Here is a 25,060-nt window from a genome sequence, read left to right on the forward strand (position 1 = left end):
GGGCTCTCCTCAGAATAAAAAATAACGCTGCGCCAGCGGCAGCACGGCGGCCGGTTCGCAGACCAGGGGGGCGCCGTCGGCTCGTACTTCATACGTCTCCGGGTCCACCTGCATGACCGGGGTGGCGCCGTTGAGCACCATGTCGGCCTTGCGCAGGCCGCGCGTATCGCGCACCGGCAGCACGGTCTTCGTCAACCCCAGCTGCTGCGCGATGCCGGCGTCGAACGCCGCCTGCGAGACGAAGGTCACCGATTTCTTCAAGGCGCCGCCGAAGGCCCCGAACATGGGGCGGTAATGGACCGGCTGCGGCGTCGGGATCGACGCATTCGGGTCGCCCATCTGCGCCATCGCGATCATGCCGGCCTTCAGGATCAACGACGGCTTGACGCCGAAGAAGGCCGGCTGCCACAGCACCAGGTCGGCCAGCTTGCCGGCTTCGACCGACCCCACCACGTGTGCGATGCCGTGGGTGATGGCCGGGTTGATGGTGTACTTGGCGATGTAGCGCCGCACCCGGAAGTTGTCGTGGTCCGCCGCCGGCGCGCCCGGCTCGGCCAGGTGGCCGCGCTGGACCTTCATCTTGTGCGCGGTCTGCCAGGTGCGCAGGATGCTTTCGCCGACCCGCCCCATGGCCTGGGAATCGGACGACATCATCGAGATCGCGCCCAGGTCGTGCAGGATGTCCTCGGCGGCGATGGTCTCGCGCCGGATGCGCGATTCGGCGAAGGCCACGTCCTCGGCGATGGCGGCGTCGAGGTGGTGGCAGACCATCAGCATGTCGAGGTGTTCGTCGAGCGTGTTGACGGTATAGGGACGGGTCGGATTGGTGGACGAGGGCAGCACGTTCGGCTCGCCCACCGCCGCGATGATGTCGGGCGCATGGCCGCCGCCGGCGCCCTCGGTATGGAAGGTGTGGATGGTGCGGCCCTTGAAGGCGTCCAGCGTGGTTTGCAGGAAGCCCGCCTCGTTCAGCGTGTCCGAGTGCAGCGCGACCTGCACGTCGAAGCGTTCGGCCACCGCCAGGCAGTTGTCGATCGCCCGCGGCGTGCTGCCCCAGTCCTCGTGCAGCTTCAGGCCCACGGCGCCGGCGCGGATCTGTTCTTCCAGCGGACCGGGCAGGCTGGCGTTGCCCTTGCCGAGGAAGCCGAGGTTCATCGGGAAGGCCTCGGCCGCCATCAGCATCGCGTGGATATGCCAGGGTCCGGGCGTGCAGGTGGTGGCCGCGGTGCCGGCCGCCGGCCCGGTGCCGCCGCCGATCATGGTGGTCACGCCGCTGCACAGGGCTTCCTCGATCTGCTGCGGGCAGATGAAGTGGATGTGGGTGTCGACGCCGCCGGCGGTGACGATCCGGTTTTCGCCGGCGATGATCTCGGTGGCGGCGCCGATGACCATCGTCACGCCCGGCTGGATGTCGGGATTGCCGGCCTTGCCGATCGCCGCGATGCGGCCGTCCTTGATCCCGATGTCGGCCTTGACGATGCCCCAGTGGTCGACGATGACGGCGTTGGTGATGACGGTGTCCATCACCTGCGCATGCAGCCGCTGCGACTGGCCCATGCCGTCCCGGATCACCTTGCCGCCGCCGAACTTGACCTCTTCGCCGTAGTGGGCGGCGGCGAAGTCGCGCTCGATCTCGATGAAGAGTTCAGTGTCCGCCAGCCGGATGCGGTCGCCCACCGTGGGGCCGTACATCTCGGCATAGGCCTGGCGCCCGATGCTTGCCATCCTATTTGTCCTCCAGCGGTGGCAGGGGGCCCATCACCTGGCCATTGAAACCGTAGACCGCGCGTGCGCCGCCCAGCGCCACCAGTTCGACGCTGCGGTGCTGGCCCGGCTCGAAGCGCACCGCGGCGCCGGCGGCGATGTTCAGGCGCATGCCCAGGGCCGCCGCGCGGTCGAAGCGCAGCGCGGCGTTGACTTCGGCGAAGTGGAAATGGGAGCCGACCTGCACCGGACGGTCGCCGCCGTTCGCCACCCGCAGCGAAACGAACGGACGGCCCGGATTGAGGACGATGTCTTCTTCGCGCAGCACGTATTCACCGGGGATCATGGATGGCCTTCATGCGATCGGGTGGTGGACGGTGACCAGCTTGGTCCCATCCGGGAAGGTGGCTTCGACCTGGATGTCGGGGATCATCTCGGGCACGCCTTCCATCACGTCGGCGCGTGCCAGGACCTGGCTCCCTTCATACATCAGCTCCGCCACGCTGCGGCCGTCGCGCGCGCCCTCCATGATGGCCGCCGTGATGAGGGCCACCGCTTCCGGATGATTCAGCTTCAGGCCGCGCGCGCGGCGGCGCTCGGCCAGCAGGGCGGCGGTGAAGATCAGCAGCTTGTCTTTTTCGCGCGGTGTCAGGTCCATGTCGTCGCCAGGGAGGATCAGGAGGATCAGGTGGCCCAGATGCGGGGAAACAGCGCCGGCCGTCCGACGACGTGGGGACGCAGCAGACGCCAGGCATCGCCCATCACACGGCGCGCATGTTCGCTGTCGGCGCACAGCAGGCGCGCGATGAACACGGACTTGAGCTGGCTGGCGCCGAGCGCCGGGTCGAGGCTGCGGATCTGCGCCTGCAGGGCGGCGGGCAGCGCCGGCCCGGCCGCCACCAGGGTGGCGCAGACGGTTGCGCCGTCGAGCCCGAAAGGACCGTCCAGCGCCGCCGAACCGGCCCGCAGGCAGGCCTGTTCGTGCCACAGCAGCTGCTCGCCGCGCCAGATCTCGGCATGCAGGCGCAAGCGCCCGCGCGTAAAACGTTCGCCGCTGGCCTGGCGTCCGAAGCACAGGACGTCGCAGCCGATGTAGCGGGCGTCGACGCCGAGGCGCACGGTATGGCGCTGCACGGCGCAGGCGCCGTCGAAGTAGATGGTCTCCTGCGGCATCCATTCGAGGGCGGCGCCGTCGTCCGCCGCCAGCGTCACCGTCTGGAACGCGTCGCCGTCGTCGCCGCGGTACCACTTGGCGGCGCCGGGCGAGGTCAGGAAGGCGTGCGCGGAAGGCGCGACGGCGGCCGCGATCTCAAGCCTGTCGCCGGACCGGATGCCGCCCGGTGGGTGCACGACGATCGCATGCACGGCCGCGGGCCCTTCGGGGTAGAGAGGTTTCTGCACGCGCAGCGGGCCCTGGTGGCGGTTGCGCACGAGCACGCTCCTGTCGCCGTCGAACGCGACCTCCAGCTCCAGCTGGGCCAGCCAGCCGGTCGGGGGTGCGGCAGTCGAAGACGGTTCATCGCGCATGACCTTACGGTTAGCACGATCCATGCCATTGCCGGGCCACAGTGAGCAGCGCGTTGCGGGCGTGCGTTGAAGCGCAGCGAGCGTCCCATTCTGGTGCTTTTTTACTACCAATGCGCCATTTTCAAGCGCCGGCTGCAAAAGGGAGACGCCGCGCCGGCCAAATCCACGCAGACTAGCGGGAGCTGCCGCCATATCGGGCGGGCCGGCACACATTCTGAAAGGGGAAGGCAGATGGCTACGAACACCGTCACCACGAAGGATGGCGTCGAGATCTTCTACAAGGACTGGGGCAGCGGCACGCCGATCGTGTTCTCGCACGGCTGGCCGCTCAGCGCCGACGACTGGGATGCCCAGATGATGTTTTTTCTGGACCGGGGCTACCGCGTCATCGCCCACGACCGCCGCGGGCATGGCCGCTCGAGCCAGGTGGCGGATGGCCACGACATGGACCACTACGCCGACGATCTCGCCGCCCTGGTCGCGCATCTCGACCTGCAGGGCGCGGTCCACATCGGCCACTCGACCGGCGGCGGCGAAGTGGTGCGCTACCTGGCGCGCCACGGCACGGCGCGGGCGTCGAAGGCGGTATTGATCGCGGCGGTGCCGCCGTTGATGGTCAAGACCGAGGCCAGCCCGGGCGGCTGGCCGAAAGACGTGTTCGACGGCATCCAGCAGCAGGTCGCCACCAATCGGGCCCAGTTCTACCGCGACCTCCCCTCCGGCCCCTTTTACGGCTACAACCGGCCCGGCGCCGGGGCGCGGGAGGGTGTGATCCAGAACTGGTGGCGCCAGGGCATGATGGGAGGAGTGAAGGCCCACTACGACGGCGTGGTGGCGTTCTCGCAGACCGACTTCACCGAGGATTTGAAGAAGATCACGATCCCGGTGCTGGTGCAGCACGGGGACGACGACCAGATCGTCCCCTATGCCGCCTCGGCCCCGCGCAGCGCCGAACTGCTGCGAAACGGCATCCTCAAGACCTACCCCGGCTTCCCGCACGGGATGCCGACCACGCACGCGGAGGTGATCAACGCCGACATCCTGGCCTTCCTGCAGGGGTGACGCCGGGCCGCCTGGCTCACCCGCGGATCGCCGCGCGCGCCACCGCGCTGTCGTCCGAGAACAGGCCGTCGATGCCGGTCTCGAGGTAACGCCGGATTTCGGCGATCGAGCCGGCCTCGTTGCGCGCGTTCGGGCCGTCGCCGTTGCGGAAATCGGCGGCCAGGAAGGCGTTCTCCGGACGGAAGGTCCAGGCGACCACCTGCAGGCCGGCCGCGTGGGCGTCGGCGACGATCGCCGTGGGCGCGCCGAGGCGCTCGTCCGGCCCGAGTGGAATCACCGCCCGGTGGACCGGCGCCGCGATGTCCGCATACGCGGCGACGGCTTGCAGGCCGCGGCGCGAGACCATCTCGCCGTAGGTGAGGGAGCCACCCGAGAGCGCCACGTCGGCGGGACGCAGCGCATCGAGGCGACCGCCGGCCACCATCAGCTGGGCCAGGCGCACGTTGCCGGACGCGCCCAGGCGCTTGCGCAAGGCCTTGAGGTTGGCGGTCTCGAAGGACTGCACGACCACCGGCGCCCGGCGGGTGTAGGCGTGCGCGTTCAGGGTCGAGACCAGGCGCTCTTCCAGCGCCAGGCCGTTGGCGGCCGACCAGGTCGAGTGCTTCAGCTCCGGAATCAGGCCGATGGTCCGTCCGCGCGCGGCGGATTCGGCGGCCACGAAGTCGATGATCTCCTCCAGGCTGACGATCTGGAACTGGCCATCGTGGCGGCTGCCGCGCATCTTCGGCAGGCGCTCGACCGCGCGCAGGGTCTTGAGCTCGGCCAGGGTGAAGTCGGACACGAACCAACCCTCGTGGGCTTCGCCGTCGATGGTCTTGCGCGTCTTGCGCTTGGTGAATTCCGGGCGGGCGGCGACGTCGGTGGTGTCGGTGATCGCGTATTCGTGGCGCGCCACCAGCATGCCGTCGCGGGTGCAGACCAGGTCCGGCTCCACGAAGTCGGCGCCATCCTGGATGGCTCGCGCATACGCCGCCAGCGTGTGCTCGGGGAACAGGGCGCTGGCGCCACGGTGGGCGTACAAGGTCGGCGCCGCATCGGCCTGCAGGCGCGCGGAAGCCGGACGCGCCTGCCCGAAGGCGGGCAGGGCGGCCAGGCCGAGGGCGCCTCCCAGGCCCCGCAGCAGGCGGCGGCGCGCTTGGTTCGTGGACAACACGAGCGGCATCAGATGTCCGCCTTCAGGGTCAGGAAGCCCATGCGCGGCGGAATCGGATACGTCGCATAGCTGCCGCTGGCCTGGCCCACGTTCGGCTGCAGCACGCCTTTGCGGTCGGCAAGGTTGGTCACGTTGATGCTCCAGCGCAGGTTCTTGAAGAAGCTCGGCGCCATCGGCACCGCGCCCGAGACGTTCAAGCCTAGCAGGAAATAGCTGCCGACGTTCAGGTCATTCGTATAGGTGGCGAAGCGCTTGCCCACGTAGTCGCCCTGCAGCTGCATCTCGATGCCGGCGCCCGGCTTGAAGGTGGCGACGAACTTGTTCATCCACTCCGGCGTGTTCGGCACGGTCTTGCCGGCGGTCGGCACCACGGTGGTGCCGGACAGGTAGCTGTCCTGGTAGCGCGAGCGGTTGTACGAGATCGCATCGTAGAAGGAGAAGGCGCGGCCGAAGTGCAGGGTGCCGCCGAAGTCGACGCCGTCGGTTTTCACGCCGCCGACGTTCGACAGGATGGTGGTGCCGCCGGCGAAGGAAGTGATGATCGGGTTCGAGCTGATCGCCAGCTGGCGGTCGCGGAAGTTCACGTGGTACAGGGTCACCTGGCCATCGAAGGCGGTCAAGGGGCCGAGGTCCAGGGAGCGCGAATCGCGCAGGCCGGCTTCAATCGTCACCGAGGTCTCCGGTTTCGCCGTGGCCTTGAAGTAGTCGAAGGCTGCCTGCGAGGACAGGCTCCACGGCGAATTGCCGCCGCCGCCGTAGGTGACGAACTGGCGCATGTTCTTCTGGACGTTGGCGAAGGCCTGCATGCTGCCGGAAATATCCCAACGCGCACCCAGCTGTGGCAGGAACCATTTCTTGGTCGTGATCTTGCCTTCCGGCAGACCCTTCGATCCATTGCCGATCGCCGCCGGCAGCTGGTTGACCGGAAACAGGCCCTCCGCGAACTGCAGGCTCGACTTGAAGCCGCCCTGCACCGTGAGGTCCGGGCGCAGCTTCCACTCGTCCACCAGGTGGAACTGCACCACCTTGTTGTCGATGTCGCTGCCGTACTGGGTGATCAGCGGATTGCTCGGACGCTGGTAGGGCGTGCTCGGATTGTTCACGTCCAGCGCATACCAGCGGCGATAGGCGCCGGAGTTATTGTGCTCGAACCAGAGACCGGCCTGGATGCGGTGGTCGCCCGCCTCCCACCGCACGGTCGAGGTCGCGCCTTGGCGGTTGATCTGGTATTCGGTGGTGCGGGTCGCGTAGCCGGAGTTGCCGAACACGGTCTTCAGGTCCTGGTTCGGGAAGTAGACGCGGAACAGGGCGGGCAGGCCGGCCTGGTTGATCGGGCCCGCCACCACGCCGACGCCGTCGTTGCGGTGGTAGTAATACTGGTTGGTCCAGCTCAGCTTATCGCTGAGGAAGGCCTCGTACTTCACATAGGCCAGGTGGTCGGTGCGCTGGGCATCGCTGTAGTAGTTGCGGAAGTTGGCGCCGACGTTGGCGGGCGGCGCGCCGTTGGCGTCCAGGTAGGCGAGGGCGGCGGCGAAATCGGGGTAAATGAACGGCCGGGTGTAGGGCGCCACCAGGCTGCCCTGGTGCAGGGTCGAATCCTCGTTCGGCTCGATCTTGTCGGACCAGTCGGCGAACACGGTCAGCTTGCCGGATTCGCCCTCGTGCACGAACTTGGCGTTGAACTGGTCGTTGCTCTGGCGGCCATTGAAGTCCCAGGCCTTGGCTTCGTGGTGCAGACCGGAGACGAAGAAGCTGTTGCCGCCACCCAGGTCGCCCGAGTCGTAGCGCAGGAAGGTGCGGCTGGCCTTGTGGCTGCCGACGGTCTGCTGCAGGTTGACATTGCGCTCGTTCATCGGGTCGCGCGAATAGGTCTCGATGGTGCCGCCCAGGTTGCTGGTCGACGGCGTGCCGAGGTCGCCGGCGCCGGTCGACAGCACCACGCTTTTCACGTTCTCGCTGGTGAGCGCGCGCTGCGGCGCCAGGCCGTTGTAGTTGCCGTACTGCTGGTCGCCGAGCGGCACGCCGTCCATCGTGTAGCCGAGCTGCTGGCCGTTGAAGCCGTGCACGAACAGCGACAGGTTCTGCTCGTTGTTGCCCCACGGGTCGGCGGTCTGGAAGCTGACACCAGGCAGCGCCTGCAGCGCCTTCAGCGGGCTCACGCCCGGCATGACCTTCTGGATGTCCGGGCCGGACATGGCGACCGAGGAGCGGGTCTTGCGGGTCGAGATCGCGACCGTGCTGACGGCGCCGGCCCTGGACAGGTCGGGCGCGTCCTGCGCGGCCGGCGTTTCTTCCGCGGCGGCAGGAGTGTCGGTCGGGACGGCATGCGCCAGCGACGCGCACAGGAGGCTGGCCGCAACGGCGATGGAGGAATGGCGCAGGGCGGTGGCAGCGTGGAACGTTTTCATCGGGATCATTCAGCGAGGTGGTGGTGGAAAGTGGACGGCAGCGTAACCTTGCTAAATGACCAAGCCGTGACGCTTGCGTGACGGCTCGATGACGCGCCGCATTCCATTCCGCGCGCATGATTTCATCGTCTTGTCATATGTCCCGCCTAGGATGTCAGGCTGACCATTCTCTCGACCTGACCATGCGCTTCCTGCTTTCCACCGCCACCCAGCTGCTCCTGTCCTGCGCCTTCCTGGCCGCCAATGCCCACGCCGCACCGAGCGAAGAAGCGCCGAAACTGGTGCTGGTCCTCGTCGTCGACGGACTGCCCGCGGAACAGGTCCAGCGCTACCGCAGCCAGTTCGGCAAAGGCGGCCTGCGCCGGCTGATGGAAGGGGGCGCTTCGTTCAGCAATGCGCACCAGGCCCACGGCGTCACGGTGACGGCGGTCGGCCACGCCGCCATCCTGAGCGGCGCCTATCCTTACCAGCACGGCGTGATCGGCAATAACTGGATCGATCCGGTCACCAAGACCAGCGTCTACTGCACCCAGGACACGGCCCATACCTATATCGGCGAGACCACCAGGCCGATGGACGGCACCTCGCCGGCCCGCCTGCGCGTCGATACGCTCGGCGACCAATTGCGCTATGCCACCGGCAACCGTGCGAAAGTCGTGGCGGTATCCGGCAAGGACCGCGGCGCGATCCTGCTCGCGGGGAAGACCGGCACCGCCTATATGTACATGGACGAGACCGGCAACTTCGCCTCGAGCGACTTTTACATGAAGGCGCATCCGGAATGGGTGCGCAGCTTCCAGGCGGCCAAGCCGCAGGACCGGTATTACGGCAAGACCTGGCGCCCGCTGCTGCCGGACGCGGCCTACGCCAACGATGCGCGCGACGAACTGTTTCCAGCCACGCCGGCTTCGCCGAACCGCTTCCCCTTCGCCTTCTACAGCGAGAGCGGCAGCATCGACGCCGACTACTACAACCGCCTGAAACCCAGCCCCTTCCTCGACGAACTGACCCTCGACTTCGCGCGCGCCGCGATCGACGGCGAAAACCTCGGCAACAACCCGGCCGGCGTCACCGACGTGCTGGGTGTCAGCCTGTCCGGACACGATTACGTGAACCACAAATACGGGCCGGAGAGCAAGATGTCGCACGACCACCTGCAGCGCCTGGACCGCATGCTGGCCAATTTCTTCTCTTACCTCGACAAGAAGGTCGGCGCCGACAAGGTGCTGGTGGTCTTGACTGCCGACCATGGCTTCCCGAACACGCCCGAATTCGTCAAGGAAAGCGGCGGCAATGCCGGCCGTGTCGACCCGGCCAAGCTGGTCACCGCGCTGAACGCGGCGCTGGCGGCCAAATACGGCAACGACAAGCTGGTGATCGCAGAGTCGGCGCCGAACTTCCACCTGGATTACGCGGCGCTCGACAAGCTGGGCCTGTCCCGCATCGAGGTGGAAGAGACCGCGGCCAATTTCCTGCGCACCCAGGAAGGCGTAGCGGAAGTGTTTACGCGCCATTACTTCGAAACCGGCGCGGCCGCCACCACCCGCATGCAGCTCTTGATGCGGCGCGCGTGGAACCGGGAACTGTCGGGCGACCTGGTGGTGGTCACGAAGCCGTTCTGGATCTTCGGGTCCTCGTCCAGCGGCACCTCGCACGGCTCCTCGTACGCTTACGACACCAACGTCCCGCTGGTGCTGAGCGGACGCAAATGGATCAAGCCGGGCCTCTATGGACAGTACGCCGAAACCGTCGACATCGCGCCGACCCTGGCGCACCTGCTGCGCCTGCGTCCGCCGGCGGGAGCGGAAGGCCGGGTGCTGAACGAAGCCTTGGCCGGCGCGCCACGGGCGCAGTGAGGGCAGGACGGATTTCCTGGCCGCTAACGTCCGCGGGAAAATCCACCCGAGCGCTACACTCGATTCACCTGCAACACGAATCGAAAGGATGCTCGGCATGACAAGCACAAGCACGAACGGACGGCCGCTGGCCCTGGTGACCGGCGCGTCCAGCGGCATCGGCTACGAACTGGCCCAGCTGTTCGCCACGGACGGTTACGACCTGATCATCACGGCCACCACCATCGAAGGACTCCAGCACACCGCCGAGGTGACGCGCGCCGCCGGCGCGCAAGTGGAGCTGGTGGCCGCCGACCTGACGCGATTCGATGGCGTCGAACACTTGTACTCAGCGATCAAGGGCATCGGCCGTCCGCTCGCGGCCGCAGCCCTGAACGCCGGCGTCGGCCTGGGCGGCTACTTCGTCGGCGGCACCGAGCTGGCGCGGGAACTGGAAATGATCCAGCTGAACGTCGTGTCCCAGGTCCACCTGACCAAGCGCATCCTGCCGGACATGGTGGCGCAAGGAGGAGGCAAGCTCCTGTACACCGCATCGATTTCCGGCACCATGCCGACGCCTTACGAAACGGTGTACGGCGCCACCAAGGCCTTCCTGATTTCCTTCGCCGAAGCCGTGAAAGCGGAAATCAAGGACAGCGGCGTCAGCATCACGCTCCTGATGCCGGGCCAGGTCGATACCCCGTTCTGGCCACGCGCCGGCATGACCGACAACAAGCTGGGCGTGGGCGAAAAAGCGGACCCGGCCAAGGTCGCCAAAGAAGGCTTTGAAGCGATGAAGGACGGCAGGGACCGCATCGTCGCCGGCATGATGAGCAGCAAGTTCATCGGCAATGTCCTCAATAATGTCGCTCCCGATACGGTCAAGGCCAAGCTGCACGCCGCCGATGCCGAGCCGGGGTCGGGACTGAAAGACTGATCTTCATTGGCGACTGGCCGCAATGGCTGGTCGCTACTCTTCGACAACCAGCCGGCGACACGAGGATGAGGGCTCCCAGCCCTCTATCGCCCTTACTGAGTGTCCGCTCAGCACATGCGCGAAAACAAAAATTTTAGAGCCGATCGATCTGTTTGTTGATCGCCTCTAGCGCCTTTTCGCTGCGTTCGCTATACCGATCAGTCAGATAGTCGGTCCGGCCGCGCATCAGCAAGGTGACCTTGAACAGTTCTTCCATCACGTCGACCACCCGGTCGTAGTAAGCCGATGGGCGCATCCGGCCCTCCTCGTCGAACTCCTTGTAGGCCATCGGCACCGAGGACTGGTTGGGAATGGTGAACATCCGCATCCAGCGCCCCAGCAGGCGCATGGTGTTGACCACATTGAAGGACTGGGAACCGCCGCACACCTGCATCAGCGCCAGCGTACGTCCCTGGCTCGGGCGCAGGGCGCCCTGTTCCAGCGGCACCCAGTCGATCTGGTTCTTCATCACCGCGGTGATGGCGCCGTGGCGTTCGGGGCTGCACCAGACCTGGCCTTCGGACCACAGGAACAGCTCGCGCAGCTCGACGACTTTCGGATGCGTCTCCGGCGCGCTGCCCACCATGGGCAGCGCCATCGGGTCGAAGATCTTCACTTCGGCGCCGAAATATTCCAGGATGCGCGCCGCCTCCCAGGTCAGGAAACGGCTGAACGAGCGCTCGCGCAGCGATCCGTACAGCAAGAGGATGCGCGGCGGATGGGTGAGGTCGCCTACCTGCGCCAGCTTGTCCATGCCCGGCATGTCGAGCTGCTCGGCGTGAATGTTGGGAAGTCCGGGAATCTTGCTCATGGTTGTCGCGCTTTCTTCAGCCCAGGCGAAGCGCCAGCGCCGCCAGGGTCAGCAGGAGGATCGGCAAGGTAAGCACGATGCCGACACGGAAATAGTAAGTCCAGGAGATGCGCATGCCCTTGCTCGCCAGGACGTGCAGCCAGAGCAGGGTGGCCAGGCTGCCGATCGGGGTGATCTTCGGTCCGAGATCGCTGCCGATCACGTTCGCGTAGACCATCGCTTCCCGCACCGCCCCGGTCGCATCGGTGGCGTCGATCGACAGCGCGCCGACCAGCACCGTGGGCATGTTGTTCATCACCGATGAGAGCAGGGCGCTCGACAAGCCGGCGCCGAACGCCGCGCCCCACACGCCATGTTCGGCGAAGACCTGCAGCAGGGCAGTCAGGTAGCCGGTCAGCCCGGCGTTGCGCAGGCCGTAGACCACCAGGTACATTCCGAGCGAAAACACCACCACCTGCCACGGCGCGCCGCGCAACACTGCCCGCGTCGAGATGCGGTGGCCGCGCGCCGCGACCGCCAGTAGCACCAGCGCGCCGAGCGCGGCCACGACACTGATCGGCACCCCCGCGTCGTCGAGCCAGAAGAAGCCGATCAGGAGCATGGCCAGCACCCACCAGCCGGCAAGGAAGGTGGCGCGGTCATGGATCGCCGCGTTCGGCGCGCGCAGCTGGGCCAGGTCGTAGTCATGGGGAATGTCGCGGCGGAAGAAGATCAGCAGCGCGCCCAGCGTGGCCAATACCGACACCAGGTTCACGGGCGCCATCACGGCGGCGTAGCGCGCGAAGCCGATGCCGAAGTAGTCGGCGGAGACGATGTTCACCAGGTTCGACACCACCAGCGGCAGGCTGGCGGTATCGGCAATGAAGCCGGCAGCCATCACGAAGGCCAGCGTGGCGCGCGCCGAAAAGCGCAGCGCCGCCAGCATCGCGATCACGATCGGTGTCAGGATCAGCGCCGCGCCGTCGTTGGCGAACAGCGCGGCCACCGCGGCCCCGAGCAGGACCAGCAGCACGAACAGGCGCCGTCCGTTGCCGCGGCCCCAGCGCGCCACGTGCAGCGCGGCCCATTCGAAGAGGCCGGCCTTGTCGAGCAGCAGGCTGATGACGATGATGGCCACAAAAGCGCCGGTGGCGTTCCACACGATGCCCCAGACGACCGGGATGTCCTCCAGCCTGACCACGCCCAGCACGAGCGCCGCGATGGCGCCGAGCGAGGCGCTCCAGCCGATGCCGAGTCCGCGCGGCTGCCAGATGACGAGTACCAGGGTGGCGGCGAAGATCAGGAAAGCGGGCAGCACGCACCTTCCCCCATCACGCCGGCAGCAATGTGCCGATGCGGTCCAGCTCCGCTTCGAGCCGGGCGCGGTCATTCGCCAGCTGCTCGAGCGGCAGCGCGAGGAATGCCTCGATGCGCGTGCGCAGGATGGCGTAGGCACGCTCGAAGGCGGCAGTGATGACCTCCTCCGAACCTTCGACGTGGCTCGGATCGTCCACGCCCCAATGGCTGCGCAGCACCGGCCCCAGGTAGGCAGGGCAGGTCTCGCCGGCGGCGCTGGCGCAGACGGTGACGACGATATCGGGCGTGAGGGGGAGCGCGTCCCAGGACTTGCTGTAACATCCTTCGGTCGATACGCCCTTGTCGGCGAGTAGCCGCAGCGCGCGCTCGTTCAGGCGGCCGGTGGGCTGGCTGCCGGCGCTGAAGGCGCGCCAGCCGGCGGGCGCGAGGTGGTTGAAGACGGCTTCGCCGATGAGCGAGCGGCAGGAATTACCGGTGCAGAGAAATAGTACGTTCATGAATGAGCATGGTTTCGCAGGTTTAGGTAGCAGGCTTGCAGCTTGCAGGCATCGGCGTGCACGGGTTTCCCCCGCAGCAGTTTTCAGTAAGGAAGCCCAGCAAGGCGTTCATCGTTTCGAATTGCGCCGCATAGATGACAAAGCGGCCGTCCTGGCGCGATGTCACCAGATTCGTGAGCGCGAGTTCCTTCAGGTGGAAGGTGAGGGAAGAAGGGCTGATGCCGACCATCTCCGCAATCTTGCTGGCTGCCAGACCGGCTGGCCCGACCTGGACAAGTGCGCGAAAGATTGCCAGCCTGGATTCGTGTCCGAGCGCATCCAGGGCCTTGGCTGCTGTTGAAATTTCCATGCGACTTCAAAGCCTCCGTTAAGCTATCGTGTCAGTATTATATTTCATTAAATGTTGAAATGTATACCGGGTGACGCGTTCATGATTTGTCCACGGCGTTCGGACCGAGCAGCGGCGCGCAGCACGGCCGGGCATTCTGTTCTATCATGTCGCCCTTTCGCCTGTTTCTCAGCCGCCGCACCGGCGCGCAACGTCCCATGTCTCTCGAACCCGTCAAATCTGCCAATCCGGCCCTGCCGTCGCGCCGTCTCTCCGTCGCCCCGATGATGGACTGGACTGAATGAAACGAGGCTAGCCCCGAAAGTCGCCCTAAAACAGTAGTTTGTGGCACTGATTCGTGGCAGCGGTTCTCTTGGCTTGCGGGCAGCCGACTCACGATGACTTGCGGCGAGCGCTTGCACCGCGCATGTTGGGCTCGAGTTTCCCTTGCCGGCAGAGGCGTTTGGCCAGTCAGGCCACTGACCCTGCCGGCCTCGGTCCGGCGTGGATGCCGTCGAGGATCGCCTCCAGCGTCGCATAATCGAGCGGCTTGACGAGATGGTGGTCGAATCCGGACGCATGTGAACGTTGCCGGTTTTCGGCCTGCCCGTAGCCGGTCACCGCGACGAGCAACGCGCCGGCGGTCGCGGGGTCGGTCCGCAGGCGCCGGGCCAGCTCGTTGCCGTCCATCCGGGGCAGGCCGATGTCGAGCAGGCACACGTCAGGACGTTCGGCACGGGCCAATTCCAGCGCGTGCAGCGGGTCGTGCGCCACCGTCACCGCGTGTCCGGCGGCCTCGAGCAACATGCCCAGGACATCGGCCGCGTCCACGTTGTCGTCCACCACCAGCACGCGCAGCGGCCCCGCGATGTCCACGGAGGGCCGCGGGGCGAGGTCCGGCATGGCCGCGGACTGACGCTCCAGACAGGGCAGGCAGACCGTGAATGTGCTCCCCAGACCCGGCCCTGGGCTCTCGCAGTGCACGCGGCCGCCGTGCAGCTCCACGATGTTCTTGACCAGGGAGAGGCCCAGGCCCAGGCCCCCGGACGAGCGGTCCGACGTGACGCTCGCCTGGGCGAACAGATCGAAGACGCGGTCGACCAGCTGGGCATCCATCCCGACCCCGTCGTCGGCGACCTCGACCAGGATGTCGCTATCGCGCATCGCGGCCCGGATGCGTATGCTGCCGTGTTCCGGCGTGTATTTCGCGGCATTGTGGACGAGGTTGGCAAATACCTGCACCAGCCGCTTCTTGTCGCCCGACAGCGCTAAGGCGCCGGGAACGAGATCGATGGACAAATGCTGGCGCCGTGCCGCGATCAGCGGCCCCGCCTGCTCAACCGCGTCCGCGACGACCTGCGCGAGATCGAGTGCCGTGTTGTCGAGCTCCACCAGTCCCCGGGTGACGCGCGAGACATCGAGCAGGTCGTCGACGAGGCTCGTCATGTGCCTCACCTGGCGAACGATGATCTCGCTGGTGCGCCGCACGCGCTCCTGGTCGAAGTCGGCCAGCAGCAGCAGTTCCGCAGCCGCGCTGATCGGTGCCAGCGGATTGCGCAGCTCGTGCGCGAGCATCGCCAGGAACTCATCCTTGCGCTGGTCGATGTCGCGCAGTTTCAGTTCGGCCAGCTTACGTTCGGTGATGTCGCTGGCGGACCCGATCCATTCGCGGATGTCGCCTTGTGCGTCCAGCAGCGGCACGGCCCGCGAATACGTCCAGCCTGGCGACCCGTCGGCCCGCAGCACGCGATGCTCGAGCTCGAACTGGCGCTTGCCGTCGATGGCGTCGCGGATGTGCCTGCGTGCGAGTTCGAGGTCGTCGGGATGCACATACTGCTCGATGCGGTACTCGGCCCAGCCCCGTGTGGTCTTCAGGAAGCCGCGGCCATCGAGTTCGTGCATATGGGTCCAGTCGGGACTCATCCGGTACAGTACGTCCGACGTCGCCGATACGTAGGCGCTGAGCCGGCTTTCGCTTTCTCGCAGCAAGACTTCCGAACGCACGCGCGCGGTAATGTCGATGGTCGTGTGTGAAATACAAAGCAAGGCGCCGTCGTCATCGTAGATCGGCGTATTGGTCGCGCTCCAGTAGCGGTCCTCGAACCAGCTGCGTCCATCCGCTTGCATCCGGATCGGATAGCGCTGCGCTTCCATGCTCTGGCTGTGGCCCGTGGCGATGGCGGCAGCGATGGAACGGCGCAGGTTTTGTATGCCCGTGCCCGTCGCATCGTCCGGATCGTTCGGAAAGGCCTCGAACAGCCGATGTCCCTGCAGCTCGGCCCGGGTCCGCGATACCGAAGTGAGGAAGGCCTGGTTCACGGCAAGGATCTCGAGGCCGTCGGTCGGCGCCAGCAAGTATTGTCCGATGGGCGAGGAATCGAAGGCAGAATGAAATATTTTATCTAGCAACATGATCTGTCGGTGGCGCGGGGCGGTGGAGCAGGCATGCCGGATAGTGCGCATGTTACCTGTGCTTGAGCAGCATGCCACAATTGGCCTGGCCGGGCCAGTCTCGGACGCTCGCCTCGCCGTCCGAGGGCTTCGTTGCACGGCTCGCGTGGTGCTATAGTCAGTAAAGCGAGCGGTTTGCAACCGATGCCTCCAAGGTCGGCGGATCACTTCCGTAGTTGAATCAACCAGGATGACCGGCAATGACCCAGATCGACGATCGCAAGCATGCGTCAGGCGCGCAGCCGATGCGCGTAATGTTTGTGGAAAACAATGAACTCATCCTTGAAGTTTTCCTCGAGCTAGCGCGTCTCGCTTGTCCCCGCTGGGAAGTATGCGCTGTACGCGGCCACGAAGCCGGGCTGGCGCTGGCCCGGCAATTCATCCCGCATGTGATTTGTTCGAGTATCGGCCAAGCCCCGAAGCCTGGCTTGTCCTTCGCACGCGCCATTCGACGGGACGAGCGGCTCAAGCATGCCTTCCTGATCGCGATCACCGGCTGGCAGGACGCCGGCACGGCCATTGAGGTCGACGCTGCCGGCTTCGACGTATGCCTGACCAAGCCGGTCGGATACCAGCTGTATATCAGCCACATCAACGCATTCGCCCTTGCGCGGGCGCTATCGTCATGGTGTTGATGGCGTTGTCTTCGCTCCAGGCACGCGAGTAGTGCTAACATGGTTGAATCGTCGTCAACAAAAAACGTGCAGCCATGAACACTAAGGTGATGACCTACGTGCGCGAAATCGAGGCGATCGGCGCGGTGCCGAAAATCCTCGAAACAGTCGCGTCGCTGACCGGCGTCGGTTTCGTCGCCATCGCCCACGTCGCGGAAACGTCGTGGACCGCCTGCGCCGTCTGGGACAAGCTCGATTTCGGCCTGAAGGCCGGTGACGGCCTGGATGTGACCACGACGCTGTGCGAGGAGGTGCGTAGCACGCGGGGCAGCATCGTCATCGACCACGTCGAGCTCAGCGAACAGTATCGCGAGCACCGCACGCCGCGCATCTATGGGTTCCAAAGCTATTTTTCGATTCCGATCCTGCGTCGCGACGGCAGCTACTTCGGCACCCTGTGCGGACTGGATCCCAAACCGATGACGCTGTCGGCGGCGACGACGGTGTCGACGCTCGAGCTGTTCGCCCAGCTGGTCTCGGGCCAGCTCGAGACCGAGCGCCTGCATGCGGCAGCCCGGACCGACCTGTCCGACGAGCGCGAAACGGCGGAACTGCGCGAGCAATTTATCGCCGTACTGGGCCACGACCTGCGTACCCCGCTCAACGCCTTCCAGAACGGCGTGGACCTGCTCGGTATGAAGACCAGGGACGACGCCATGCTGCAGATCCTGCAGCGCATGGGGCGCAGCGTCGACCGCATGTCCGCGCTGGTCGACGATCTCGTCGATTTCACGCGTGGGCGCATGGGCGGCGGCATCGCCGTGAGCCTGCGCGAAGAACGCGGGCTCGAGCTGCAGTTCGGCCAGGTGATCGCCGAGTTGCGCGCGATCCATTCCGAGGCCGAGATCGTCGACATCATCCAGTCCGGCATCTCGTTGTGCTGCGATGCGGGCCGGCTCTGCCAGTTGTTGTCGAACCTGATCAAGAATGCCATCGTGCATGGCGCGCAGGCGCCTGTGCAGGTGCTGGTCACCTGTACGGACAGGCGGTTCTTCATGTCCGTGACCAACGAAGGCGATGCCTTGCCGCCGCATGTCGTCCAGCAGCTGTTCAAGCCCTACTGGCGTTCGCCGTCCAGCACGCACCACGAGGGATTGGGCCTGGGCCTGTACATCGTCGCGGAGATCGCCCGTGCACACCAAGGCGCGATCGACGTGGCATCGCTGGACGGCAGGGTCTGTTTCACGTTCTCGATGCTGAATCTGGAGCGCGGGCACCTCGGCGCCCCATGACCCGCGTGTCGCCTGCGCCGCGCGCAGGTCGCTTGCAGCGGGCGCCGGACTGCAAGGGGAACCCTGGCCGACGCTAAGCCATTGCCGGATCAACAGATTGCCGCTTTCCATCACACGAAAATAGATGTGCGCACCGTCCGCGCAAGGGCGAAAAAGGGCGCATAGTATGAAAGTCATGCACGGTCTTCGATGATCGTGGTCCTCCAGCCAGCATTGCTGCGCTGCCATTTCTGCTAGACATGTCGACGCATCGCGTTCGGCACGCCCCGCATTCGATTTATCCCGTTTTCGTCAAAGGTACACCATGTATCCATACCCGCAATCCGTCAATCCCGCCGTGCGTTCCCACCTGGATGCCCAGATCGCATTCTTGAACGAACTGTCGCAAACCATGTCACGGTCCCTTCAGCAAGTTTTTCAGCTGAATATGCAGATCGGCCAGACTTTGATCGAGGAAGCGTCCGGCACGGCCCAGCGCATGCTGACCACCGAACGCCCCGACGACGCCTTGGCCGCGGCGTCGTCGGGCGCCCAGCCTGCCACCGACAAATTGCGCGCTTACAAACAGCAGCTGGCCCAGCTCGCCGCGACGACCCAGGTCGACCTGGCGGGCGTGACCGAGCAGCATGCACAGCAAGCGTCTCGTACCGCGCGCGCGCTGGCCGACGAGGTGGCGCGCACCACGGCCGAGGATACGGAAAAGAACTTGCGACAGCCAGAGGAACCCCGGCAGGATGCGCGCGCCGCTTTCAAGCAGGACGCGCAACGCGGCGCCGAAGCCGCAGCCGGCAAACCCGGTGACCCGTCCGTACCGGCTGGCGGACCCGGCAACATGAAAGGGCCCAACGCGCAGGACAGCAAGAACGTGCAGGCCCCGGGGCGCTGAATATCGCTACTTGCCCGGTCTGATGTACGCTGGCGAACGTTTCAACAGCATCACCCACATTGCCGGCGCGGCGCTGGCCGCGGTGGGCGGCCTGTTCCTGCTCGCCGCGGCCCGGTCCAGCGGCGACGGCTGGAGAATCGCCGCCAGCAGCGTGTATGCCGCCACGCTGCTGCAACTGTACATGGCATCGAGCCTGTACCACGGCGCACGCGGCGCCGCCAAGGTGGTACTGCGCAAGCTGGACCATTGCGCCATCTATCTCCTCATTGCTGGCACCTACACACCTTTTACGCTGGTAACGCTGCGCGGAGCCTGGGGCTGGTCGATGTTCGGCGCCGTGTGGGCTCTTGCACTATTCGGAATTGTCCAGGAAATCTGGTATGCCAAGGGCACGCGCATCCTGTCGCTCATCATTTACGTCTTGATGGGCTGGCTTGCCGTGATTGGCGCAAAACCACTCGTCGTCGCGCTTGGTTGGCCGGGCTTCGCCTGGCTCGCTTCAGGCGGCCTATGCTACACACTGGGCATCGCGTTCTACGCCACCGACCACAAGGTACGCCACGGTCATGGCATATGGCACCTGTTCGTCCTTGCCGGCAGTGCCTGCCATTACGTCGCGATTCTGCGCTACGTCGCCTGACCGGCAAGCCTCTCGCTCATCCTGTGCCGCCATGCAATGTCCTAGGCGTACATCATGGAAACCGTACGTCGGCACCCCTCGGGTGTCATTATGGAGCATACACATGCAACCCGACTTCGCGGCGCTGTTCGCCGCCTCGCCCTATCCCTACCTGCTGGTCGACACCAGCTGCGTCATCATCGGCGCGAACGCGGCCTACCTGCGGGCCACCGGCCGGGTTGCGGCGGCGCTGATGGGCAAGCACATCTTCGACGCGTTCCCGTCGAACCCCGCCGACCCAGAGTCGACCAATCTCGAGGAGGTGCGCGCCGCGATCGCGCGCGCGATCGCGACCGGTGAGCCACAGACCAGCGCGCTGCTGCGCTACGCGGTCCCGCGCGAGACGCCGGCCGGCGTCGTGTTCGACCTGCGCTACTGGAGCACCGTGCACACGCCGGTGCGCGATGCCGGCGGCGCGGTGGGCTTCGTGGCGCAGAACGCGATCGACGTCACCGACCTGTACCAGTTCGACGGCGCGGCCAGGCACTATTACCTGCGCCAGGGTGCGGACGCCGTGCCGGACGTGACGCCGATCGAGCGCCCCTTGCTGCACGAGGCCCTGACGCGCATCCTGAGTTCGGAGCGCCATAAACTGCAGGCGATGTTCGACCAGGCCCCCGGTTCGATGGCGATCATGAGTGGCCCCGACCATGTGTTCGACATGGTCAACGAAGCTTATTATGCGCTGGTGGGCCGCCGCGACCTGATCGGCAAGCCGGCCCTGGCGGCATTGCCTGAACTGGCAGGGCAGGGCTTGCACGAGCTGCTCGACAGCGCGTTCGCAACCGGCGAGCGCATCGTGCTGCACGAGCGCCGGCTCACGCTCCAGCGCGTGGCCGGGGGGGGCGCCGGAAGAGCGCTACGTGGATTTGCTGTACCAGCCGCTCGTCGGCCGCGACGGACACGTAACCGGCATCTTCGCGCAGGCGAACGACGTGACGGCCGCCTGCCTGGCGAAGAGCGAGCTGCGCGGCAAGGTCTGGCAACTTGAGACCGCGAAATCGAACCAGGCGTTCCAGCTGCGCTTCGCCGACCGGATCCGGGAACTGGACGACGCCGGTCGCATCGGCGAAGCCGTCTGCGAGATGCTGGGCACCCGGCTGGGCGCGGCGCGTGTCTGGTATGCTGACATCGACGGCGCATCGGGCATGGCCGCCTGTCGGTGCGACTGGACTCCGGCGGGGTTCCCCGGCCAGGCGGGTCGCGGCATCGCGCTCGAGGCGTTCGACCCGGCGGCGCTCATGGTGCTGCGCAATGGGGGGCAGGTCGCCGACCAGCCGGTATGGCGCAAGCACGATGGCGCCGGCGCCGCGTTGCTGGTGCCGTACGTGAAGGCCGGCGATCTCAAGGCGGTACTGGCGATCGAGGGCGTTGCGCCGCGCACCTGGCAGGATGAGGCGCTCGCCCTCGTCGCCGAAGCGGCCGGCCGGACCTGGCCGGCGCTCGAAGCCGCCCGGACGCGCAACGAGCTGCAGACCGAGCGCGACCAGAGCCAGTACATCTTCGACGCCATGGTCGAAGGGTTCGCCGTGCTCGATCGCGATTGGATTAGCCTGCGCATGAACGCCGAGGGACTGCGGCTCGCCCAGCGCAGCGCCGGTGAAGTCATCGGACGCAGCCATTGGGACGTTTGGCCGGAGCTCAGGCATACCGATGCCGAACGGGCTCACCGGCGCGTCATGGACACCGGCAAGACGGAAAGCGTCGAGTTGTTCCACCGGCTGCCGGACGGGCGCCATGTATGGATGGAAATCCGCACCCATCGCTCCCTGGAGGGCGGCATCGCCTTCTTCTTCCACGACATCACGCAGCGCAAGGCGGCCCAGGAACAGCTGGCCGTCGCCGACCGCCGCAAGGACGAGTTCCTGGCCATGCTCGCCCACGAGCTGCGCAATCCGCTCGCGCCGATCGGCGCCGCGGACGACCTGCTGCAGATGGGCCAGGTGGACCCGGCGCGGGTACGCCGCACCAGCGAAATCATCGCGCGCCAGGTCCGGCATCTGAGCAGCCTGGTGGACGACCTGCTCGACGTCTCGCGCGTGACGCGCGGGCAGGTGGAGCTGGTCATGGAACCGGTCGACATGCGCCAGGTCGCCGACGACGCGATCGAACAGGCCATGCCGCTATTGCACGCACGGCGTCATCGACTGGCCCTGGCGCTGCCGCCGCTTGCTCCATTCGTCACGGGGGACCGCAAGCGTCTGGTGCAGGTGCTGGCCAACCTGTTGAACAATGCCGCCAAGTACACGCCCGAGGACGGCCGCATCACGCTGGCGATCGCCGTCGAACTGGGGCAGGTCATCTTGCGCGTCGAGGACGACGGCATCGGCATGGCGCCGGAGCTGGTCGAGCACGCCTTCGAGCTGTTCACCCAGGCCGAGCGCCCGTCGGACCGTTCGCTCGGCGGGCTCGGGCTCGGCCTGGCGCTGGTGAGGAGCCTGGTGAACCTGCACGGCGGGACGGCCGCGGCCTCGGAACTGGCAGCGTGTTTTCCGTCACGCTGCCGCGCCGCCCGCCGGAAAGGGACGCCGCCGGCGATTCCGGGCCTGCGCGCGAGGCGCAAGTCGCATCGGAGCGGCCGTTGCGGATCATGATCGTCGACGACAACGTCGATGCGGCCGCGATGCTCGCCATGCTGCTGGAGTCGCATGGACACGCAGTGACGGTCGAACACGATGCGCGCAGCGCGCTCGAGCGCAGCGACATGGCCGCTCCCGATGTTTTCCTGCTCGATATCGGCCTGCCCGACATCAGCGGCAACGAGCTGGCCCGGCGCCTGCGTGCCGGTGCGCGCACCGGCAGCGCCATGCTGGTGGCAATCACCGGCTACGGCCGGGACCGGGACCGCATCGAAACCCAGGCGGCCGGCTTCGACCATCACCTGGTCAAGCCGGTCGATACGCGCCAGTTGTCCGCGCTCCTGGCCGGCATGCGGCAGTCCGGTAAGAGCCCGACGCGGGCTGCCGGATGACGTCCACGCACTGGATCCTGTTCGGCGGCGCTACCCTCATCGTGATGATGCTGGGCGGTACGCTGGTGACGCGCCTGCCCCTCAGCGGGGCGATGATCTACCTGGGCGTGGGCGTCCTGCTTGGTCCGGCCGTGGCCAACGTCTTCGCGCCGGATCCCTTGCGTTTCGCGCCCGCGCTGGAACTGGTCGCCGAGGCGGCCTTGCTGATCTCCCTGTTCTCCGTCGGACTCAAGCTCGAGATTCCCTTGCGCGACCGGCGCTGGCTGGCGCCCTTGCGTCTCGCGTTCGTGTCGATGGCGATCACGGTGGTGCTGATCGCCGCCATCGGCGTGCTGCTGCTGGACTTGCCGCTGGGCGCGGCGATCCTGCTCGGCGGCATCCTGGCGCCGACGGATCCCGTGCTGGCCTCGGGCATCCAGCCGGAAGCCGGCGATACGCCCGACCTGGTCCGTTTCAACCTGGCCGGCGAGGGCGGACTGAACGATGGCTCTGCCTTTCCGGTGGTCGTGCTGGGGCTGGGCCTGATGGGCAGCCACGACGATGGAACCGGCGTCGCGCATTGGTTGTCACTGGATCTGGCCTGGTCGCTGGTCGGCGGTATCCTGATCGGCGCCGCTACCAGCTTTCTCATCGGCACGGCGGTCGTCTTCCTCAGGAACCGGCACGACGAGGCGCTCGGCATGAACGAATTTCTCTCGCTCGGCATCGTCGCCGTCTGCTTCGGACTTGCCGAGCTGTGCCATGCATCCGGCTTCCTGGCGGTGTTCGCGGCCGGCATCGCCCTGCAGCGCGTGTACCGCCGCCGCGACATCTCCTACCTGTGGATGTGGAAGCGCGGGAGCACGCGTCCCGAGCGCGAAACGAGCGCGGCGATGAAGGAAGACGTCCAGGGATTCAACGAGCAGATCGAGAAACTGGCCGAGCCCGTGCTCGTCATCCTGACCGGCGCCATGCTGGCCTACGTCACGACGTTTCCCTCCCTGTGGTGGTTCACTGCCTTGTCGCTGTTCGTGGTACGGCCGCTGGCGGTATTTCTCGGCATGGCTGGCAGTGCGATGCCTGCGCGGCACCACGCGATGGTCGGCTGGTTCGGCATTCGCGGCATCGGCTCGGTGTATTACCTGATGTATGCGCTCGACCATGGATTGTCCGGCGACCTGGCGCAGCGCTTCGTCGCATTCACGCTGGTCGCCGTGACAGCGTCGATCCTGCTGCACGGCGTGACGGCCGGGCCGTTGATGGCATCGTATGCGAAGGGCGAAACCGGCCAGGGTGAACCGCGCAAGGCGCCTGAGGAGGCAGTCGTATAGTCGCTGCGCGTCTTGCCTCGCACCAAGCCAGGAAAATAGACTTGCCCCGGTCCGGCGTGACGCCGCAAAAGGGCGCATAGTGCATTACATCGGGCAGTGCGCAGGCCGTGCCGTCGACAATAATAAAGGAGACTTTTTCTACAACGAAGGAGTCGAGTAATGTACAGTAGAATCATGGTGGACTGGTTCTCCTGGACCAGCGAGGCGGCGCGCTCCGCCAGCGTCCCGTTCCATGTCCTGCCCGCCGTCCGGCAGCCGCATGGATTCCTGGCAGGCAGCTTGCAAGCGAACGGACAGGTCATTAGGTATCGCCTGTACGTTCCCGCGACGCGCGGGAGCGAACCACCCGCGCTGGTCGTCATGCTGCACGGTTGCGGCCAGGACGCCGCGGATTTCGCGCTGGCCACCGGGATGAACGAGCTGGCCGAGCAGGCCGGCTTCCTGGTGCTGTATCCCGAGCAGTCGCCTTACGCGAACTGGAACAGCTGCTGGAACTGGTTCGAGGCGGCCAACCAGGCGCGTGACCAGGGCGAGCCGGCGCTGGTCGCGGCCCTGACCCTGAAAATCATCGGCGACCATGGGGTCGACCAGCGCCGCGTCTCGATCGCGGGCCTGTCGGCGGGCGCCGCGATGGCGCTGATCGTCGGACGCAATTATCCGGACATCTTCAGCGCAATCGGCTGCCATTCCGGTATGCCGCACGGCAGCGCGACGAGCGGCATCGGCGCGATGACGACCATGCGCTTCGGCGGCGCCGTCCCAGCCTGCGCCGGCGGGCCCTGCCTGACCAGCGTCCCGGTCATCGTATTCCACGGAGGCGACGATGCCATCGTCCACCAGAGTAACGGCGACGGTGTCGTGCGCCAGTCGATCCAGAGCTATCTGTCGGCCAGGCCGGCCGGTTGCCGGAGCGTCATGAATGTCCAGGTAACGGGACAGGAAGGCGGGCGCGACTTCACGCGCTCGGTCCACACCGGCAAGTCCGGCACCGTCGTGGCCGAGCATTGGCTCGTGCACGGCACGGGACACGCCTGGTCCGGCGGCGATCTGCGTGCCGCCAACACCGATGCGAACGGTCCTGACGCCAGCCGCGAAATGCTACGGTTTTTCGGCGAGCGGCATGCACGGTGAGCTCGCCCTGCCTGTAAGCCCTCTGCCCTTCATTTGATAGGAGCGAATCATGAGTAAGAACCAGGACGCAAAAAAATCCACGAAAAAAGAGCCGGCGAAAACGGCGAAAGAGAAAAAGGCGGACAAGCG

At 66.3% G+C, this 25,060-nt stretch carries 23 protein-coding genes; 12 read left to right on the plus strand and 11 right to left on the minus strand.

Going from position 1 to position 25,060, the window contains the following annotated elements; translation table 11 throughout:
- Window positions 1-9 precede the first annotated feature (9 nt).
- From ureC to LQ564_RS14395, 4 genes are read right to left on the minus strand one after another with little or no spacing between them, the layout of a single operon-like run.
- Window positions 10-1,725, minus strand: coding sequence for an urease subunit alpha (ureC, locus tag LQ564_RS14380; protein ID WP_231058788.1), 1,716 nt, complete (start codon window positions 1,723-1,725; stop codon window positions 10-12).
- A gap of 1 nt (window position 1,726) precedes the next feature.
- On the minus strand, window positions 1,727-2,050 hold the full coding sequence (locus tag LQ564_RS14385) for an urease subunit beta (RefSeq protein WP_231058789.1): 324 nt from the start codon (window positions 2,048-2,050) through the stop codon (window positions 1,727-1,729).
- Window positions 2,051-2,059: 9 nt separating this feature from the next.
- A complete protein-coding gene (locus LQ564_RS14390) occupies window positions 2,060-2,362 on the minus strand; it encodes an urease subunit gamma (RefSeq protein WP_231058790.1) in 303 nt (100 codons plus the stop codon).
- Window positions 2,363-2,388: 26 nt separating this feature from the next.
- A complete protein-coding gene (locus LQ564_RS14395; RefSeq protein WP_231058791.1) occupies window positions 2,389-3,255 on the minus strand; it encodes an urease accessory protein UreD in 867 nt (288 codons plus the stop codon).
- Window positions 3,256-3,462: 207 nt separating this feature from the next.
- On the opposite strand from LQ564_RS14395, the gene LQ564_RS14400 reads away from it, so the two are divergent.
- Entirely contained in the window at window positions 3,463-4,293 is an 831-nt protein-coding gene (locus tag LQ564_RS14400; RefSeq protein ID WP_231058792.1) for an alpha/beta fold hydrolase, read from the plus strand.
- Between the two features lie 16 nt (window positions 4,294-4,309).
- Here LQ564_RS14400 and LQ564_RS14405 read toward each other — a convergent pair whose 3' ends face one another.
- Both LQ564_RS14405 and LQ564_RS14410 read right to left on the minus strand, forming a co-directional pair.
- Window positions 4,310-5,443, minus strand: a complete 1,134-nt coding sequence (locus LQ564_RS14405; protein WP_231058793.1) for a glycerophosphodiester phosphodiesterase family protein — start codon at window positions 5,441-5,443, stop codon at window positions 4,310-4,312.
- Between the two features lie 11 nt (window positions 5,444-5,454).
- Window positions 5,455-7,854 carry a TonB-dependent receptor gene (locus LQ564_RS14410; protein ID WP_231058794.1) on the minus strand — a complete coding sequence of 800 codons (2,400 nt, stop codon included), beginning with the start codon at window positions 7,852-7,854 and terminating at the stop codon, window positions 5,455-5,457.
- 182 nt (window positions 7,855-8,036) lie between these two features.
- Between LQ564_RS14410 and LQ564_RS14415 the strand changes: the two genes are divergently transcribed.
- Together LQ564_RS14415 and LQ564_RS14420 are read left to right on the plus strand one after the other, a co-directional pair.
- Entirely contained in the window at window positions 8,037-9,710 is a 1,674-nt protein-coding gene (locus LQ564_RS14415) for an alkaline phosphatase family protein (protein WP_231058795.1), read from the plus strand.
- Between the two features lie 97 nt (window positions 9,711-9,807).
- Window positions 9,808-10,626: an SDR family NAD(P)-dependent oxidoreductase gene (locus tag LQ564_RS14420; protein WP_231058796.1), complete on the plus strand. Its 819-nt coding sequence runs from the start codon at window positions 9,808-9,810 to the stop codon at window positions 10,624-10,626.
- A 133-nt stretch (window positions 10,627-10,759) separates the two neighbouring features.
- On the opposite strand, the gene arsH is transcribed toward LQ564_RS14420, so the two are convergent.
- From arsH to LQ564_RS14445, 5 genes are all read right to left on the minus strand, one after another.
- Window positions 10,760-11,476 carry an arsenical resistance protein ArsH gene (gene arsH, locus LQ564_RS14425; RefSeq protein WP_269143541.1) on the minus strand — a complete coding sequence of 239 codons (717 nt, stop codon included), beginning with the start codon at window positions 11,474-11,476 and terminating at the stop codon, window positions 10,760-10,762.
- A gap of 16 nt (window positions 11,477-11,492) precedes the next feature.
- The gene (locus tag LQ564_RS14430) at window positions 11,493-12,773 is read right to left on the minus strand and encodes an arsenic transporter (RefSeq protein ID WP_231058797.1); all 1,281 of its coding nucleotides are present in this window, start codon (window positions 12,771-12,773) and stop codon (window positions 11,493-11,495) included.
- 13 nt (window positions 12,774-12,786) lie between these two features.
- Window positions 12,787-13,269, minus strand: a complete 483-nt coding sequence (locus tag LQ564_RS14435) for an arsenate reductase ArsC (RefSeq protein WP_231058798.1) — start codon at window positions 13,267-13,269, stop codon at window positions 12,787-12,789.
- Window positions 13,270-13,291: 22 nt separating this feature from the next.
- Window positions 13,292-13,618, minus strand: a complete 327-nt coding sequence (locus tag LQ564_RS14440; protein ID WP_231058799.1) for an ArsR/SmtB family transcription factor — start codon at window positions 13,616-13,618, stop codon at window positions 13,292-13,294.
- A gap of 450 nt (window positions 13,619-14,068) precedes the next feature.
- Window positions 14,069-16,060, minus strand: a complete 1,992-nt coding sequence (locus LQ564_RS14445) for a PAS domain-containing hybrid sensor histidine kinase/response regulator (RefSeq protein WP_307729966.1) — start codon at window positions 16,058-16,060, stop codon at window positions 14,069-14,071.
- 188 nt (window positions 16,061-16,248) lie between these two features.
- Between LQ564_RS14445 and LQ564_RS14450 the strand changes: the two genes are divergently transcribed.
- The 9 genes from LQ564_RS14450 to LQ564_RS14490 all read left to right on the plus strand — a co-directional run bounded on the left by LQ564_RS14450 (window position 16,249) and on the right by LQ564_RS14490 (window position 24,931).
- Window positions 16,249-16,683, plus strand: a complete 435-nt coding sequence (locus LQ564_RS14450) for a response regulator (protein ID WP_231058801.1) — start codon at window positions 16,249-16,251, stop codon at window positions 16,681-16,683.
- 74 nt (window positions 16,684-16,757) lie between these two features.
- Window positions 16,758-17,954, plus strand: a complete 1,197-nt coding sequence (locus LQ564_RS14455; protein WP_231058802.1) for a GAF domain-containing sensor histidine kinase — start codon at window positions 16,758-16,760, stop codon at window positions 17,952-17,954.
- Between the two features lie 304 nt (window positions 17,955-18,258).
- Window positions 18,259-18,840 carry a phasin family protein gene (locus tag LQ564_RS14460; RefSeq protein WP_269143542.1) on the plus strand — a complete coding sequence of 194 codons (582 nt, stop codon included), beginning with the start codon at window positions 18,259-18,261 and terminating at the stop codon, window positions 18,838-18,840.
- A 22-nt stretch (window positions 18,841-18,862) separates the two neighbouring features.
- Window positions 18,863-19,480: a PAQR family membrane homeostasis protein TrhA gene (gene trhA, locus LQ564_RS14465; protein WP_231058992.1), complete on the plus strand. Its 618-nt coding sequence runs from the start codon at window positions 18,863-18,865 to the stop codon at window positions 19,478-19,480.
- Between the two features lie 103 nt (window positions 19,481-19,583).
- Window positions 19,584-20,510, plus strand: a complete 927-nt coding sequence (locus tag LQ564_RS14470; protein ID WP_231058804.1) for a PAS domain-containing protein — start codon at window positions 19,584-19,586, stop codon at window positions 20,508-20,510.
- Window positions 20,392-22,113 carry a sensor histidine kinase gene (locus LQ564_RS14475; RefSeq protein ID WP_231058993.1) on the plus strand — a complete coding sequence of 574 codons (1,722 nt, stop codon included), beginning with the start codon at window positions 20,392-20,394 and terminating at the stop codon, window positions 22,111-22,113. The genes LQ564_RS14470 and LQ564_RS14475 overlap by 119 nt, the downstream gene beginning before the upstream one ends.
- The gene (locus LQ564_RS14480; RefSeq protein ID WP_231058994.1) at window positions 22,110-22,490 is read left to right on the plus strand and encodes a response regulator; all 381 of its coding nucleotides are present in this window, start codon (window positions 22,110-22,112) and stop codon (window positions 22,488-22,490) included. Before LQ564_RS14475 ends, LQ564_RS14480 begins: the two co-directional genes overlap by 4 nt.
- Window positions 22,487-23,800, plus strand: a complete 1,314-nt coding sequence (locus LQ564_RS14485; RefSeq protein WP_231058805.1) for a cation:proton antiporter — start codon at window positions 22,487-22,489, stop codon at window positions 23,798-23,800. Before LQ564_RS14480 ends, LQ564_RS14485 begins: the two co-directional genes overlap by 4 nt.
- Window positions 23,801-23,959: 159 nt before the next feature.
- Window positions 23,960-24,931: an extracellular catalytic domain type 1 short-chain-length polyhydroxyalkanoate depolymerase gene (locus LQ564_RS14490; protein ID WP_231058806.1), complete on the plus strand. Its 972-nt coding sequence runs from the start codon at window positions 23,960-23,962 to the stop codon at window positions 24,929-24,931.
- The last annotated feature ends 129 nt before the right edge of the window (window positions 24,932-25,060 follow it).

It is taken from the genome of Massilia phyllostachyos, from assembly GCF_021044825.1.
GTDB lineage: Bacteria > Pseudomonadota > Gammaproteobacteria > Burkholderiales > Burkholderiaceae_D > Telluria > Telluria phyllostachyos.

Coding starts and splice junctions, on each gene's coding strand:
- LQ564_RS14460 (WP_269143542.1), top strand. CDS start 18,259: ATGTATCCATACCCGCAATCCGTCAATCCCGCCGTGCGTTCCCACCTG.
- trhA (WP_231058992.1), top strand. CDS start 18,863: ATGTACGCTGGCGAACGTTTCAACAGCATCACCCACATTGCCGGCGCG.
- LQ564_RS14490 (WP_231058806.1), top strand. CDS start 23,960: ATGTACAGTAGAATCATGGTGGACTGGTTCTCCTGGACCAGCGAGGCG.
- LQ564_RS14395 (WP_231058791.1), bottom strand. CDS start 3,255: ATGGATCGTGCTAACCGTAAGGTCATGCGCGATGAACCGTCTTCGACT.
- arsH (WP_269143541.1), bottom strand. CDS start 11,476: ATGAGCAAGATTCCCGGACTTCCCAACATTCACGCCGAGCAGCTCGAC.
- LQ564_RS14385 (WP_231058789.1), bottom strand. CDS start 2,050: ATGATCCCCGGTGAATACGTGCTGCGCGAAGAAGACATCGTCCTCAAT.
- LQ564_RS14410 (WP_231058794.1), bottom strand. CDS start 7,854: ATGAAAACGTTCCACGCTGCCACCGCCCTGCGCCATTCCTCCATCGCC.
- LQ564_RS14450 (WP_231058801.1), top strand. CDS start 16,249: ATGACCCAGATCGACGATCGCAAGCATGCGTCAGGCGCGCAGCCGATG.
- LQ564_RS14400 (WP_231058792.1), top strand. CDS start 3,463: ATGGCTACGAACACCGTCACCACGAAGGATGGCGTCGAGATCTTCTAC.
- LQ564_RS14435 (WP_231058798.1), bottom strand. CDS start 13,269: ATGAACGTACTATTTCTCTGCACCGGTAATTCCTGCCGCTCGCTCATC.
- ureC (WP_231058788.1), bottom strand. CDS start 1,725: ATGGCAAGCATCGGGCGCCAGGCCTATGCCGAGATGTACGGCCCCACG.
- LQ564_RS14445 (WP_307729966.1), bottom strand. CDS start 16,060: ATGCGCACTATCCGGCATGCCTGCTCCACCGCCCCGCGCCACCGACAG.
- LQ564_RS14415 (WP_231058795.1), top strand. CDS start 8,037: ATGCGCTTCCTGCTTTCCACCGCCACCCAGCTGCTCCTGTCCTGCGCC.
- LQ564_RS14440 (WP_231058799.1), bottom strand. CDS start 13,618: ATGGAAATTTCAACAGCAGCCAAGGCCCTGGATGCGCTCGGACACGAA.
- LQ564_RS14470 (WP_231058804.1), top strand. CDS start 19,584: ATGCAACCCGACTTCGCGGCGCTGTTCGCCGCCTCGCCCTATCCCTAC.
- LQ564_RS14390 (WP_231058790.1), bottom strand. CDS start 2,362: ATGGACCTGACACCGCGCGAAAAAGACAAGCTGCTGATCTTCACCGCC.
- LQ564_RS14485 (WP_231058805.1), top strand. CDS start 22,487: ATGACGTCCACGCACTGGATCCTGTTCGGCGGCGCTACCCTCATCGTG.
- LQ564_RS14480 (WP_231058994.1), top strand. CDS start 22,110: ATGATCGTCGACGACAACGTCGATGCGGCCGCGATGCTCGCCATGCTG.
- LQ564_RS14420 (WP_231058796.1), top strand. CDS start 9,808: ATGACAAGCACAAGCACGAACGGACGGCCGCTGGCCCTGGTGACCGGC.
- LQ564_RS14455 (WP_231058802.1), top strand. CDS start 16,758: ATGAACACTAAGGTGATGACCTACGTGCGCGAAATCGAGGCGATCGGC.